The sequence below is a fragment of the Calothrix sp. FACHB-168 genome, from assembly GCF_963889195.1.
GTDB lineage: Bacteria > Cyanobacteriota > Cyanobacteriia > Cyanobacteriales > Nostocaceae > Aulosira > Aulosira anomala_A.
This window is the reverse complement of the sequence record NZ_CAWPNJ010000085.1, coordinates 52405-67982: the sequence shown is the minus strand read 5'-3', so window position 1 is coordinate 67982 and position 15578 is coordinate 52405. Positions and strand designations below refer to the sequence as shown.

Here is a 15578-nt window from a genome sequence, read left to right as displayed (position 1 = left end):
AATAGGAGAATATCTATGAGTGACTATCCAATTAAAAAACCAGAATTTGCCTATCCCCATTTATTAGTATTTGATACTCTAGCTTTGTTGAGTGCAGATAAATCCAAGAGACTCCAAGTCTGGAGAAATAACGAACAACTGGGAGAATGCTATATACCTGGAGCTACCTACGCCGAAATTAGTCGCATATCTCAAGACAGAAAAAATTCAGATTTTGAATCAGCCAAAGAATTTTTGGAATTTGTTGGTAAAGGTAGTCGCTACAAAATTCAACCGAAGGAAGATAATCGTCAAATTCCCCTAGATAACGAGAAAGATAGACAAATTCTCGCTTGCGCTCATCGTTTAGCTAGAGAAAATCCCAATAGTGTAATTATCCTGGTTACCTACGATCGGACGATGAAAGGTTTAACTGGACAATCTGGCTTACCAAATTTCTGCACACTAGCAGCTAAAGACTTATCAGATTGGTTTTTTCTCGATTATTACCGAGGTAAAGTACCTCAAGCTGTTGACGATGCTTACCAAAGAATGAAACGGTTACAGCCTGCTATTAATAACAATCATAAATCAGTAAATGATTTTCCTAAACCCAATCTTCAACCCCATAACAAAAAAAATAAACCAAAGCTCAAAGGTAATAGCCAATCATGGCATAAAAATCAAAGTCCTCAAAATACATCCAAACCAGCAAAAAAACCGGGTTTAAATCCTCTGATTATTGCTGTCGCTGCTGCTTGTGCTGCGATAATTGCACTACCAGCAATTAACAACTTTATCGGCAATAATTCAGGAACCATCGTTGCGCAAGCTGTTACTGACAGTAAACCTGTGGAACCAACCCCAGCTAACCTGATTTCTCAAGCTGAATCATCGATTATTCAATTTCAAAGTACTAAAGAACCATCGATTTTGAGACAGGCTTTAAATGAACTGCAAAGTCTCAAAAATCAACAAGGATTGCGCTTAGATAAAGAAGGAGAACAGCGTTTAAGTAGACTTAAGCATAAGTATGCTATTGAAGTCTTAGCTTCATCAGGACAAAAAGCAGAAGCAGTAAAAATGCTGGGAGAAATTCCCTCAAGTTATAGCGATTATAAAAGTATGACAAAATCCCTGAACAAGTTAAAAAGATAATATACCTATAGTTTGTCTAACATAGGACTTACGCACAAACTACGGAAGAATCGAACCGCGTTCGCGTAGCGTCTCGCAGAGAAGACATGAAGAACACGAAGAAATAAGAGTTTTAAAGGTATTTTGCGTAAGTCCTGTAACAAACAGAGTACACCTATATAGGTGTAGATAGGAAAAACATCATCTCAGCGCCTAAAGTACCATCAGACAGTACTTTAGGTATCATATTGAACCACAGACAAAGAAGAATTTTTTACTGGTAATTTAGATATATTCTTCATGAAACTGGGCATCATTAACATAACTACACCAATTGGGAATTGGAAGTTATACTGTTTCAACTTATACCAAAATTTCTATGTCAGATCCCAACATTGGTCGCTTACTTAGCAAACGCTACCAGCTTCAAGAATTAATCGGTACGGGCGCAATGGGCCGAGTTTACCGTGCTAAGGATGTGTTGTTGGGAGGAGTACCTGTAGCAGTGAAATTTCTGGCGTTGTCGATCCAGAATGAAAAAATGCGCTTGCAAGAACGTTTTGAGCGTGAAGCTAAAACCTGCGCCTTACTTGGACAAAAAAGCATTCACATTGTCAGAGTCATGGACTATGGTGTGGATGAAAAGAATACGCCCTTCTACGTAATGGAATATTTGCAAGGGCAAAGTTTAAGTCAAATTATTCGCTTACAAAATTTGACTGTACCTAGATTTTTGAGTATGGTACGGCAAATTTGCTTAGGGTTACAGTGTGCCCATAATGGTATCCCTGTTGATGTTGATGGCTCAGTTTACCCAATTATTCATCGCGATATCAAGCCGAGCAATATGCTGGTAATTCAAGATCCCAGCTTTGGCGAATTAGTCAAGGTTCTCGATTTTGGGATTGCGAAGTTACTTCAATCAGATGGTAATGTAACTAACTATTATCTCGGTACTCTCGCTTATTCTTCGCCAGAACAAATGGAGGGTAAAGAACTAGACAACCGCTCCGATATTTATAGTTTGGGCGTGATGATGTATGAGATGCTAACAGGGACAATGCCATTAATTCCGGCGACTTCTTCTTTTGGAGCCTGGTATAAATTACATCGCTATCAAGCGCCAACTCCTCTTGCTGAAGCTGCGCCTAATTTGGTAATACCCAAGCAATTAGAAAATTTAGTGCTGAATTGTCTTGCGAAAGACTCAGGCGATCGCCCCCAAAATATCGGTGAAATCCTCACTACTATAGCTGATATAGAACAACATTTACACACACGTTTAGTTGTATCAGAAAAGAATGTAGTCCAACCCGAGCAAAATAGCGATCGCGCTGTTAAACCTGAGTTAGCACTAAAGCCACAGTTAGACTCCAAATCATCTGATTCCCACCCCAAAATCACTACTAGCTATACTTGGCCTGCTACTAAACCGATTGCGGATATTGTTTTTCCCCAAATTATCACTAACAATGCGGGAACTTTACCATCTCTGTGGATCATGCTACCACAAGAGGAAATTGAAAAGCGCTTAGTCTGTAAACGCTATAACCAATTTATGTTTATTCCTATTCCTCACCCTATGCTGTTGTGGATTACTGTAATTTATAACCGTAAGCATGGCCCTAAATGGTTACCTTACTACTTAGATCTTAAAACCAGTTTCGGTCAAGAAATCACCAATCTCTTAGGACAAACCGGTCAATATCGTCTGTTACTATTTTCTCGAGAAGCACCTACTAGCTGTTCTCATGTTTTAACTTCTACTATTGCCCCTGCTCAATGCGAAAAATTACAAGAATGGGTAAAAAATAGCCAAATTCTCGTTTCTGCGGCTGAACCTCAAATGAGTAAAGGTTTGCTCAAGCGCGAGTATGAAAAAATTAAACCCAAGATTTTAGCCAAATTGGAAAGTGTGAATACTAATTCTCAGTTTGACCTTTCTGGGTAAGTCGGCGCAATTAAAGATAACTAGTTAGGGTTGTAATTTGTCATTGGTAAGGGGTTCAAGGCTTTAGTGAAGGGTTTCTCGTTACCCTGATCTGTCTAGATTAAGTCGAAGTTTACATTACTTATGGATTCTTAAGAGTAGTTACCCTAATAAAGTTAAGTTTTATTAATAAAAATCTATATCTAGTTGTAAGTTGTATTTATAAAAAATATAATTAGCAACGGTAAGACTTATAGAAGCTGCGACAGTTGAAACTTCTACAAGGATTACTCTGTACAGAGTACAGCAGCCTCATTGATTGTGCATATACATGACTATCCAGATAGTTAACAGTCATTTGTTTGCTAGGGTAAATGGTCAGTTTTAAATGCGCAATGCGAACTTAGCCTCATGGCTATGAAGCAATAGATTATTTGGTTGTTTGATTTGTTGTCAATTTTAGGGAAGTGCCTATCGAAGTTGACGCCCCAGCATCCCCAGCTCCTTTCCTCCTTGGAACCGAGCAAGAGAAGGAGGTCGCCCACTGCGACAATAGAAGAAATCTATGCCCAAGTGGAGCCGGAATCTAAGCCCCATTGGTGCTTAAGTAGTTCTTGATAAGTTGCTTCGCGCACGACCATTTGCTCATAGAGCTTGACTAAAAAGTCTTTGGCTTGGTCATGGCTCATGTGCTGTACTTGAGTAGCGAAGGAGCGGATGCTAAATTGTTGCTCCAAGGACAGTTCAATTGGTTCGTTCATAGTTAACTCCAGAAAAAACAACGTGTAAAGGTTATCTTGGTGCGGGTGAATGAGGTGTCAAAGGATAGTATTGGGATTGCTATTCGTTAAACCTTTGTTCCTCTGTTATTAAGAAAGATAACAATAGTTTGACGAATTTGACTACATCCTTATGGATTAATTTTCCCTACTTACTTATGGGTTATTTTTCAGATGGGTTAGTTGACCGCTAACTCTACTGACATACAACTGAAGTCTGTCCGCCAAGACAGATTTCGTTAATTTGGTTGTTTGGCTAAACCAGGAGGGTTGAGGCCTGGTTTCCCTTTGCCATCTCCTTTAAGATTTTCTTAAGAAGAGATGCTCAAATAAGTGGGTAAATTATTATATTCTCTATACCTCATTAACCGCAATAAGTCAATCTAACAAAATAGAGAAAACTAGCCTCCTGCGGGTAAATAGGAGGCTAGCAATATTTTTATCAAGTTGTCAATTGAAAAAATGCTCAGATTGAACAAATTGCTGAGTATATTTACTAAAAAGTAGTCTGAGTATAGATATTTTGCGATCGCTCAAGGTATTTTTTAACGGGGGGAGACCTCAAGTCAACAGTCAACAGTCAATAGTCAACAGTCAATAGTCAACAGTCAACAGTCAACAGTCAACAGTCAACACTATTTCCAAGTTAGTTAATCACGAGAAAAACTCACAATCTCTCCTAGCCCCTAGTCCCTAGCCCCTAGCCCCTGTTAATTCTCAGCAACAGCGACGAGGGCGACTGTGATGTTATCATGCCCACCGTGGGCTTTAGCAGCCTCAACTAGAGATTCGGCGGCTTTTTCTAACATGGAGTCTTGAAGACAGTCAGCGATTTTTGGCTCGATGAGTTCTTCGGTTAAACCGTCACTACATAAAAGTAAGCGATCGCCTATTTTCACATCTAAAGACTGAACATCGACTTGATGTAAGTCTTCTCGTCCCAAACAGCGAGATAGAACATGGCGGAAGGGATGATTTCTCGCTTCTTCAAAGGTAATATCACCTAGTTTAATGGCTCTGGCGACCCAGGTATGGTCTTCGGTGATTTGTTCTAATTCCTCTCCCCGTAGGCGATAAAGCCGGGAGTCACCCACATGGGCGCACCAGGGACTCTCAGGTTCGCGGAAAATTAGCACAACTACCGTTGTACCCATGTCAGCACGTTCGGGATGATTTTGCTGATCTTGCAAAATCGCTTCATTAGCTTGCCATAAAGCTTGGACTAGTAATTCCTGAGAAGATTGGGAAGATTCCCAATGATCTGTTAAATAGGCTTGAATTTCCTCAGTTGCAATCCGGCTAGCTTCCTCTCCGCCAGCATGTCCACCCATACCATCAGCAACGATGCAAAATCGCTTCTCTGGGTCAATATAGTAAGCATCCTGGTTATTAGATCGAATAAGTCCGGGATCGCTAAGACCCGCGAAGTTAAGTTCCATAAATTTATACTGCAATTTATACTCGGAAGATTAATACATACGCTCAGAACGTTCAAGACGTAAAAGTAAGCGGATGAGTAAAAAGGCGATCGCGGCGGCGATTAAACCAGCGAAAACAGCTAACCAGACAAATTTATTCACTAATAAAATTGTGGCTGAAAGCGTAAATCCACTGATTAGTAAAGCATAGCTGATACCAATTTGTATATTGCTTTGCCGTCTCAGTAAACGTTCTGTTTCTAGAGAACGGACGCGCATCCGCATATCGCCCCGCTCTAGTTTTTCTAGTGTATCTTCTAATCTCCGTGGTAGCCCAAAAGCAGTAGTACTTACTTGTACTGCTTGGCGACTTAATTCATTGAGGAAGCTATTGCTTTCAGCACCATTCATATTGGTCATTAGCTGCATTGCATAGGGTTTGGCAACTTCCATAAAATTAAATTCTGGATCTAAGCCTTTGCCGACTCCCTCAAGAGTGGAAAAAGCTCGCATCACAAAAGTGAAGGTTGCGGGAAATCTAAATGGTTGATTATACGCTATTTCATACAGGTCGTCACTGATAGCGGCCACTGATTGATTTTCAAAGGGCTTATCCATAAAATTGTCCAGCATGTACTGAACAGAACGCCGCACAGGCCCTATATCATCGACGGGAGCGATCGCGCCTAAATCGATCAGGGATTGGACTACGCGATCGCCATCTTTTTGAGCGATACCAAACAGCGTTTCCATCAAGCCTTCCCGCACATTCGATTTAATCCGCCCCATCATCCCGAAATCGTAAAATATCAAATCGCCATTAGGGCCGACAGCAATATTTCCGGGGTGGGGATCGGCGTGGAAAAAGCCATTATTTAGCAGTTGAATTAAGTAAGCTTGGGCACCATAACGAGCGATGAGCTTGCGATCTAAACCCGCAGCTTCTAACGCTTCGTATTGGCTAATTTTAATACCAGGGACGTATTCTAATGTCAGTACTCGCGATGAAGCGTAACGCCAATATACTCTCGGTACTTTCACCCAATCATGGCCGCGAAAGTTCCGCCGAAAAGTATCAGCGTTACGTCCTTCATTTAAGTAATCAATTTCTTCCCAAAGAATCCGACAACATTCTTCGTAAATGCCCATCCAATCTCTTCCCTTCCCCCATTTGGGATGGTTTTGGAAATAACGGGCGATTCCCTTAAGAATTTGTAAATCTATTTCAAATAATTTTTTTAGTCCCGGACGCTGTACTTTGACAACTACAGCTTCGCCACTATACAGCACAGCTTTATGGACTTGTCCCAAACTCGCAGCAGCTAAAGGAATTGGGTCAAAATTCTGGAAAAGTTCGGGAATTTTCTTCCCTAATTCTTGCTCAATAGTTTTTTCTACTTGTTCGTAGCTAAAAGCTGGGACTCTATCTTGTAACTTTGCCAGTTCTTCTACATACTCAACCGGAAAGATATCAGCACGAGTAGAAAATAACTGCCCGACTTTAATAAAGGTAGGCCCTAAGTCGAGTAAGGTATTGCGAATCCAGATAGCTTGTGCTTTCCGCCTTGCAGCTTGTTTAGCCTCAGTTATACCGCCAGGATAACTCCAAGCTTTGTTATAACGCCAAAGCTTGAACATTAAGGTCAAAACGAAAGACCAAATATCTACAAAGCGCCGTCTACTAGAATAATTTTCCCGATTCCAACGGTATGCCTTGTCTGAATAACCTTTTTCCATATTGTTTGCGTACCGTTGGTTTTTAGCCGAATCACTTGGAAGAAAAGACACTCTGATTCCTAAACTATTTGCGATCGAATGTCATTCGTCTTGTGTCATTTGTACATAAATCTTGACGAATGACCAATGACCAATGACTTAATATGCTTCCTAGCGGATTTTACTCAACTCTTAGACTGAAGTACTACGATACTTCTGTATTTCGGTACGTAATAAGGCGATTTCTGCCCGCAGTTCATCAATCATTGCTTGCAAGTCTACAGGCTCAGATCCACTGGGGCCGCGTACTGTGGTAGTTTGACCAGTACCAGCAGCCTCGGCGGCTCGATTTGCTCTTTCGATAACTTCATCTGTAAACTGGCGTAACTGTTCTCTAGCTTCGGCGTCAAATTTGCCGAGTTCGCTTAAAGCATCTGTCAAAGCGACTTCTAAGCGTTCGTTGACTACTTCAGCTACAGCTCTACCAACAAAAAAGGCTTGCAAAATTGGGTTACTCATAAATTTTTGTTACGTCTGTCCGCAAGAGAATTATAACTTGCTCCAATGCTTTGCGGCTTCTACTGTGGAGATATAAATTGGCTGGGTGGTTTTAGCAAAAATTAAAGTCGTCTATTCGTAGTCAGCAGTTCTTGATAATAAGGCTCTGGGGTACTGGGTAAATAATTTGTCATTTGCAATGCTTGGTTGCTCAACTTGAAACTTTGAGTGATGTTGATGCGGCTGAGGAAATCTATATCGTGGGAAATTACCCAAAGGGCACCTTGGTAATCGTTGATACCTGTTACCATTTGGTCAACGGTTTGAATATCCAAGTTATTGGTGGGTTCATCGAGAATTAACAAATCGATTTCACAGATACTAATAATGGCGATCGCTAATCTGGCTAATTCACCGCCACTCAATACGGATGCGCTTTTGTGAACTTCATCGTATTTAAATAAAAAGTGTCCTAGCTGTTGACGCAGCAATTGATAGGTGAGGCTAGGATTTGCAGCTTGCATATTTTCCAGAATCGTCTGCTGGCGGTTGACGATTTCATAGGTTTGGTCGAGGTAGACGGCTTTCATGGCTGGTGCGAGTAAAATTTCACCAGAATCTAAAATTGCTGTTTGCGGTTCCCTTCCTAAGATGGCTTTGGCGAGAGTAGATTTACCTGAACCATTCGCGCCAACAATGGCAATGCGATCGCCTGATGTCACATGCAGTTGTATATTTTGTAGTAGTAGCCTTTCTGATACCCAAAGATTAGAATTTTGAATATCAATTAAATTACGCCGTTTTTGACCTTTTTCGGCTAAATGAATGTTAGTTGCTTTCGTGGTTTTTACTTTAGTTTCTGCTACTTTTTGCGTAGCTTTGGCTACAGCTATCTCATGTTTCTGTTTCGCATTCCCTGCTGAAGCTTCGGCTTTAGTTTTAATCAAGCCTGCTGACATGCGGTCAATACTACCATTAAGAAACTTAGCACGCCCACTGCGCTGAGATTGAGCGGCGCGTTGCTGTTCTTGCATAGCTGTAGTTTGAGTGCGCTTGAGTTCTTTTCTGGCTACTTCATGCGATCGCACTGCTGCTTCTAACTCTATCTGTTTTTGGTGACGATATGCAGAATAATTACCCCCGTACACCTTGACACCCTCAGGCGTAAGTTCCCAGGTAACATTTGTCACTCTATCCAAGAAAAATGGCTTGTGGGAAACTATGACATAAGCACCAGCGAAATTTTGCAGAAACATACTTAAACTTTCTAGCGCCAACAAATCCATGTGGTTTGTTGGTTCATCAAGTAAGAGTAAATTTGGTTCTTGCGCTAAACCAATCGCGAGAAATAGTTTTGTGAGTTCGCCACCGCTTAAATTATCAATTGGTAAAGATAAATCAAGGTTAGTCTGAAATTGTGTCTGTAAAATTTCCTCAATATTCCACCATTCATCTGAAGTTGAACTCAAAAAATCGAGTACTGTCTCTGCGGTAATAGTTTGTTTGATGGTACTAATTTGGGGTAAATAGTAAACAACACCATGACGCGAAACAGAACCTTGACTAGGGCTAATTTGTTCTGCAAGTATCTTTAATAAAGTGGATTTACCTACACCATTGCTACCAACTAAAGCAATCTGTTCTCCCATGCAGATATTGAGATGAACTCCCTGAAATAGAGTTCTATCTAAGTCGAGGTTATAACCGATATTCTCAGCTAATAAAATTGAATTTTTATGCATCATAAATTCAAAATTTAGTTATGTGATGTCTAATCAAATGCACGTTGAAATAGTAGGGATATACAGATGCTAATGACACACCATAAAACAGGGAAAATCATCAGTTATCCCTAGATAAAATAAACAAAATTTTGTTAAGTTTCGTTAAATCATTAGTCTTTTTATACTTAGATTTGAGAATACGGTGCGTTACACTGCGTGATAACACACCCTACTGGATTGATCAGCCTAATTTGGGGTAAAAAAATTTGTAGAGAGGAAGAAAGCATAACACCCAACAATCTGATATTGGGCTAACTTGCTAATTTTTTGATGAATTTTTTGACACGGTTGCGTTTCGGCAACACTTTTTGTTACTACTTCATGTCAGCTAGATTAATTGAGGCGTTTTTAGATTTAACTTTATCTACATCTGACGATAACACATTTCCTGAAAAATACTCAAGATTATTTATTCTCAACTTAGCTCAATAGTACGCGCTTCGGGGCATGGCAGTGCCAGTGCCCCTACAATCAACGATAATCTGAATTTTGCTGCGCTACCATATACCCGATTTTATGCAGAAGTCGGGTATTTGATTGCTAAAATTTTTTGAGCTACTTCTTCTGGAACCGGCATTACTGATAAGCGATTTCCGTTTCTGACTAAAAGTAATTCTTCAGGCGTAAACTTTTCTTTTAGGGTTGCTAGAGATATCGGCTGGGTGAAACTTTCTACAAATTCTACATTAACTGTTTGCCAGCGTGGAGATTCAGGGGTTGATTTTGGATCATAGTATTTGCTGTTAGGTTCAAACTGTGTCGGATCGGCAATATCTGTTTTACTAATACGCATTAACCCAAAAATACCAGGCGGATTACTATTTGAATGGTAGAAAAATGCTAAGTCTCCTATTTGCATTTGGCGGAGAAAGTTACGCGCTTGATAATTACGAACGCCATCCCAGATAGTCTCTGTTTGTGTTTTTAGGTCACTAATGCTATAAACTTCTGGTTCGGACTTCATTAGCCAATAATTCATCGATTTTATGGTCTTTACTTGGTAAATGGAGGATTATTGTAATATACGCTAAAGAGAGTGCATTAATCTGCTTAACGCACTCTTTGATAAAATTCACATTTTGCTGTTAATATCAACTGACTAATCTATGAGCTAACGGCAACTGCAAAAGGTTCTAAAATGGTAATTAATTTGACATTAAATTCTGCATCAAATACAGGCTTTTTGTAATCTAAGCTCCAGAGTTCTAAGGCACAATCATCATCAGGATGAGCGGGGAAAATACGCAATTGTACTTCCTGAATATGGGGATAATATTCACACTGTATGCGTTGAATTGCGCCAATTTGTCTTCGATCTAGGGCTACTGCTAATCGTAATATTGCACTTAATTGGCTAACGATTTGGCGTTGCTGTTTAGTTAGGAGGTTGCGGAAATTTTCGTGCTTTTTCTTGGGTGGGGATTTGCGATGATATCTAGCTAAATTGGCGATGATTTCAATTTCGGTTTCGGTATAACCGAGTAATTCACTATTACGAATTAAATAGTAAGAGTGTTTGTGGTGAGATGAATGGCTGACATAGTGACCGCAATTATGTAAAATTGCTGCTGCCCATAGTAATTGTCGTTCTTCTGTACCCCAAAAATGTAATTTATTTTGCGTTTGGTCAAATATACTGAGGGCGAATTTGGCGATGCGATCGCAATGTTCTAAATTAATTTGGTATTTATTTGTCTGTTTAAGTACACTCCTCTGGCGAACTGAACTTTGAAACCGCAGTTTATCTTCAATTAAACCGTGGGCTAGCATCCAGTCTACAATTACACCTTCACGCAGCGCCCGTTCGCAAATTGTCACTGATTCTACACCCAAAAGCGTCATGGCTTCCTGTAATATTACTGCGCCAGCTAGTATAACTTCTGACCGTTTCTCTGGCATACCTGGTATCACACTGCGTTCGATGTTACTTAGTCTCCGCAAGCGGTTTACCCAATCTCGTAAATCTTTGAGGGTTAATTGGTAACCGTTGAGTGTGGAAGGAACAAAACCTAATTTTTCTCTAGCATTAATTAGGGCTAAGGTTTCAATGGTTCCGGATGTACCAACTAAACGCGGTGTTTCGCCAAATTTGAGGTTTGCTAATACTTCTTCTACGGAACGTTCTAGCATTCCCCTGGCGTAAGCTTGGAGGTACTGAAACTCTGTGTTACTAATAGGATCGGTTTTGATTAACTCGGTAGTTAAGCGCACTGCACCGATTTTTGTGCTGGTGAGGGTGCGGGGTTCGTTGCTATCCCCTAAAATTAATTCTGTAGAACCACCGCCAATATCAACAATCATGTGCGGTTGGTTGTGAAATTCCATCCCTGAGAGTACACCCAGGTAGATGCGTCGCGCTTCTTCTTGTCCAGAAATTAAGTCAACGCTTAAACCTAAATCAACTGCGATTTTCTGGAGAAAGTCTTTACCATTGGGCGCTTCGCGGACGGCGCTAGTGGCTACAGCGACAATTGTTTCCGCGTTAAAAGTTTTGGCAACTTTCTGAAAGCGTCCTAAAGCCGCGATCGCTTTTTCTATTATCTCTGGTTTGAGATCGCCGGTGACTAAATTGCGATCGCCTAATCTCACCGTTTCTTTTTCTCTGGCAATAATACTAAAAGCCGGTAGTGTAGCGTCAATTTTGACTACTACCATGTGCAGAGAATTTGTCCCTAAGTCAATAGCCGCAATAATCCGGTTTTGCTTCACAGTCTGAGTCGGAAGGCTCACACAGTTAGCGGAAACTAAACTGAGCATCTTATTTTCTCTCTTTTAAAGAAAAATTTTAAAAACTGGTGCTTTAGCAGAATTAAAGTTACTTGGTTAGCAACTTTACCTAAGTTCAGAAGATTTACTCTGTTACTCACAACTCAATTGACCTTTTAGAAGTATCTAAAGATGCAAGTTTAGGTTGTGTTTTTACAAATAGCAAATAAAGATATTCTATAGATGTAAAGATGTGTAAATTCATCGACTGTAGGCAATTTCTTTATTTCTTCTTCATTTCTATGCTAAAAACGCCCCTCAGCAACCAAGAACCGATATGGCTGGTGATTATTCGGCTTTTGCGGTGGCATAAACCAGAAGGACGGTTAATTTTGATGATTCCTGCCCTTTGGGCTGTGTTTTTAGCAGCCGCAGGTAAACCACCTCTACCTTTGGTGGGGGTAATTATCTTAGGAACTCTCGCCACCAGCGCAGCTGGATGTGTTGTCAATGATTTGTGGGATCGGGATATCGATCCAGAGGTGGAAAGAACGCGCGATCGCCCCCTAGCAGCCCGTACACTGTCAATTAAAGTCGGGATTGCGGTGGGGATAGTTGCGCTAGCTTGTGCGGCTGTGCTGGCGTTTTACCTCAATCCCTTAACTTTTTGGTTATCTGCTGCGGCTGTACCTGTCATTTTGTTATATCCAGGGGCGAAGCGAGTGTTTCCCGTACCCCAATTAGTATTATCTATTGCTTGGGGTTTTGCGGTATTAATTAGCTGGAGTGCAGTTACCCAAAATATTTCTCAACCTACATGGTTGCTGTGGGGTGCAACTGTATTATGGACTTTGGGATTTGATACTGTTTATGCCATGAGCGACAAGGAAGACGATAGACGCATTGGTGTTAATTCTAGCGCCTTATTTTTTGGTAATTACGCTCCTTTAGCCATTGGTATCTTCTTTGCTGGCACAATTGCTTTACTGGGTTATTTAGGTATTGTCATTCATTTACACATTACCTTTTGGATTAGTCTTGTAATCGCCACAATTGCTTGGATTTGGCAATCAGTACGTTTAAGTCAGCCAGATTTACCTAACCCTGCTTATGGTGAAATGTTCAGACAAAATGTTTGGATTGGTTTTATTTTACTGGCGGGGATGATTGCCGGCTGTTTTTAATTTGGCTGATATTTGGTTTGTGCATTCCTCATATTATGCAATCTCAAACTTAATATTGAAACCTACACAAGGGCGGGGAAACCTTCGCAAGGGCGGGGAAACCCCGCCCCTACGATTTTAAATTGGGTGAATAATAATTTTTTTATGAAATTTAATCATGACAAAATTTCATGAAGCATAAATTATTTTTTAATAATGCAGATTTAAATTTATATCCTGTGCGCCTTTAATAATTACGAATTAATAACTAGAAATTACAAATTATTAATTGCTTTGCTGGTGATATTTTTACTATTTTACGGTGAATAACTTCATAAAAATTTCATATATACAAAGTTTTTACAGAAAATAGATAAAGATTTCATCAAGTTTGGGTAGTGATATCCGAAATTCTACGGCTTTAGTTTAGTAGTTGGATATATAACGATGAATGTCTTATGTACCCGACACTGACGAAGCGATCGCATTTTGTAAAAATCGCCATGATAGTTTTATTCTCCCTTGGTAGCCTTGGTGTAGTTGGAGGGAGTTTTCTACTCAGAAAAGCTTTTAGCAGTTCTAATTTTCCGGAGATAGTCACCGATACATCACGTTATGCAGCAATACGTAATGAACTCATAGGTTATAGCTACCCAATCAAACATTTTCCGGCTACTCTTCCTAATAATTCAAAAGATGTAAAAATTGCTTATTCTCCAGGGTTTTTACAGGGTGGGAGTTTTTTTCAAGTCAGGTTGAAAGAGTCACCAGACAAGGTAAAACAATTACTGTCTCAATATAAAAGTGTGGCTAAATACCGATATCTTGGTGGTGATACAAATGACCATACCAACCAACCAAACGGAGTGCCCACGACGTTTTTTTATACTAGCGAAACATCAACAGATTCTTTTCCCCCCAGCTACGAAATCTTAGTATTGGATGCCCAAGATAGGGGTAAACCTGGCTTTAAATGGAATCATGGTTATAGCTATGGGGTAGCTATTGATAGTTCCACCTCAGATATTGTTTATTGGAGTGAGCAGTGGTAAGGAATAATGTTGACTGTTGACTGTTGACTGTTGACTGTTGACTGTTGACTAATGACTAATGACAACTGACAACTGACAACTGACAACTGACTATTGACCATTAATATTTAAACTGATTGACGACTTTTTGCAAGTCTACAGCCATACGGGCTAGTTCTGTGGCGGCTTGGGAGGTGTTATTGGCTCCAATGGTTGTGGTTTGGGCATTGATGGCGACTATGCCGATGTTTTTGGCAATACCTGAGGTTCCTTGGGCGGCTTCGGCGATATTTCGGGCAATTTCGTTGGTGGTAAGTGATTGTTCTTCTACGGCGCTGGCGATGGTGCTTTGTAAGTCGTTGATTTGGTTGATGATGTCTGTAATTTGGGTGATGGCGGTTACAGCACCTTTGGTATCAGTTTGAATGGCTTCAATGCGCTGGCTAATATCTTCGGTAGCGTTGGCGGTTTGTTTGGCGAGTTCTTTGACTTCATTGGCGACGACTGCAAATCCTCTGCCTGCGTCTCCGGCTCTGGCGGCTTCGATGGTAGCATTTAAAGCTAGGAGGTTGGTTTGTTGCGCGATCGCAGTAATTACTTTAATGACTTTACCAATTTCTACGCTGCTTTGACCGAGTTTGGCAATGTTTTGGTTGGTGCTTTCGGCTGTTTTTACGGCTTTGGCGGCTACGGTGGCGCTATTGGCGACGGTTTTAGCAATTTCGCGGATGCTGGCGTTCATTTCTTCCACCGCAGTTACTACTGTACTGCTATTTTGATTGACTTGTTCTGCTGAGGCGGATGCAGAGGTGGCTTGTTCTGAGGTTTGTTCGGCGTTGGCGCTCATTTCTTGGCTAACTGCGGTAAGCTGTTCAGCAGAAGATGCAACTGCGATCGCTACATCAGCCATTTGTCTGATGGAAGATTTTAAGCTATTAATCATCTGATTAGCATTATCGCTGAGTTGTTGAAATTCGCCAGCGTTGCGAGCTTTAATTTGTTTGGCTAAATTTCCTTGGGCGACTGCTAGGGTAACTTCGTTAATACTTTTAATTTGCTGGGCTAAGTTAGCAGACATTTGGTTTAAATTATCTAATAATTCTTGCCAAGAACCTGCTGCGGCTTTTAGCTTGATTTTTACACCTAATTTTCCTTCTTTACCGACTTCATTCGCGAAACTGTTAACTTCATTGGCGAAGTTTTGATTTAAATTTACCCATTCATTAAAAACTGTGGCGATTTCACCTAAGCCATTATTTTCTACTGGGAGACGCACAGTAAAATCACCATTTTTGGCGGCTATCATGGCTGCTAGTAATGGTTGCAGTTGGGGTTCTGTTGTTCCATAATTAATTTCTCCTGTCTCTGGATTGTTATCTAGATTATTGGGTTTTTTTCTGGTTCGATTTATCGCCATTATCTAGCACTCCTAAAATT

At 40.5% G+C, this 15578-nt stretch carries 12 protein-coding genes; 4 read left to right on the top strand and 8 right to left on the bottom strand.

Annotated elements, in window-relative coordinates; genetic code table 11:
* The first annotated feature begins 15 nt into the window (after positions 1–15).
* Both AACW45_RS35705 and AACW45_RS35700 read left to right on the top strand, forming a co-directional pair.
* Positions 16–1137 (top strand): PIN domain-containing protein, encoded by a 1122-nt coding sequence (locus AACW45_RS35705; RefSeq protein ID WP_190630447.1) that lies wholly within the window; start codon positions 16–18, stop codon positions 1135–1137.
* 358 nt (positions 1138–1495) lie between these two features.
* The gene (locus AACW45_RS35700) at positions 1496–3067 is read left to right on the top strand and encodes a serine/threonine-protein kinase (protein ID WP_190630445.1); all 1572 of its coding nucleotides are present in this window, start codon (positions 1496–1498) and stop codon (positions 3065–3067) included.
* Between the two features lie 542 nt (positions 3068–3609).
* On the opposite strand, the gene AACW45_RS35695 is transcribed toward AACW45_RS35700, so the two are convergent.
* The 7 genes from AACW45_RS35695 to AACW45_RS35665 form a co-directional block, all read right to left on the bottom strand.
* Positions 3610–3807, bottom strand: coding sequence for an NblA/ycf18 family protein (locus AACW45_RS35695; RefSeq protein WP_190630443.1), 198 nt, complete (start codon positions 3805–3807; stop codon positions 3610–3612).
* A 728-nt stretch (positions 3808–4535) separates the two neighbouring features.
* Positions 4536–5264 carry a Stp1/IreP family PP2C-type Ser/Thr phosphatase gene (locus tag AACW45_RS35690; protein WP_190630441.1) on the bottom strand — a complete coding sequence of 243 codons (729 nt, stop codon included), beginning with the start codon at positions 5262–5264 and terminating at the stop codon, positions 4536–4538.
* Between the two features lie 30 nt (positions 5265–5294).
* Positions 5295–6980 carry an ABC1 kinase family protein gene (locus AACW45_RS35685; protein WP_190630675.1) on the bottom strand — a complete coding sequence of 562 codons (1686 nt, stop codon included), beginning with the start codon at positions 6978–6980 and terminating at the stop codon, positions 5295–5297.
* Positions 6981–7151: 171 nt separating this feature from the next.
* Complete coding sequence (locus AACW45_RS35680) at positions 7152–7478, bottom strand: DUF6825 family protein (RefSeq protein ID WP_190630439.1); 327 nt, start codon at positions 7476–7478, stop codon at positions 7152–7154.
* Positions 7479–7579: 101 nt separating this feature from the next.
* Positions 7580–9202, bottom strand: coding sequence for a ribosomal protection-like ABC-F family protein (abc-f, locus tag AACW45_RS35675; RefSeq protein ID WP_242045574.1), 1623 nt, complete (start codon positions 9200–9202; stop codon positions 7580–7582).
* Positions 9203–9755: 553 nt separating this feature from the next.
* Complete coding sequence (locus AACW45_RS35670; RefSeq protein ID WP_190630434.1) at positions 9756–10220, bottom strand: EVE domain-containing protein; 465 nt, start codon at positions 10218–10220, stop codon at positions 9756–9758.
* Positions 10221–10345: 125 nt separating this feature from the next.
* On the bottom strand, positions 10346–11998 hold the full coding sequence (locus AACW45_RS35665; protein WP_190630432.1) for a Ppx/GppA phosphatase family protein: 1653 nt from the start codon (positions 11996–11998) through the stop codon (positions 10346–10348).
* Between the two features lie 251 nt (positions 11999–12249).
* On the opposite strand from AACW45_RS35665, the gene AACW45_RS35660 reads away from it, so the two are divergent.
* Positions 12250–13131: a 4-hydroxybenzoate solanesyltransferase gene (locus tag AACW45_RS35660; RefSeq protein ID WP_190630430.1), complete on the top strand. Its 882-nt coding sequence runs from the start codon at positions 12250–12252 to the stop codon at positions 13129–13131.
* A 437-nt stretch (positions 13132–13568) separates the two neighbouring features.
* Positions 13569–14162 carry a hypothetical protein gene (locus tag AACW45_RS35655; protein ID WP_242045572.1) on the top strand — a complete coding sequence of 198 codons (594 nt, stop codon included), beginning with the start codon at positions 13569–13571 and terminating at the stop codon, positions 14160–14162.
* Between the two features lie 100 nt (positions 14163–14262).
* Here AACW45_RS35655 and AACW45_RS35650 read toward each other — a convergent pair whose 3' ends face one another.
* Positions 14263–15558 carry a methyl-accepting chemotaxis protein gene (locus tag AACW45_RS35650; RefSeq protein ID WP_190630428.1) on the bottom strand — a complete coding sequence of 432 codons (1296 nt, stop codon included), beginning with the start codon at positions 15556–15558 and terminating at the stop codon, positions 14263–14265.
* Between the last annotated feature and the right edge of the window lie 20 nt (positions 15559–15578).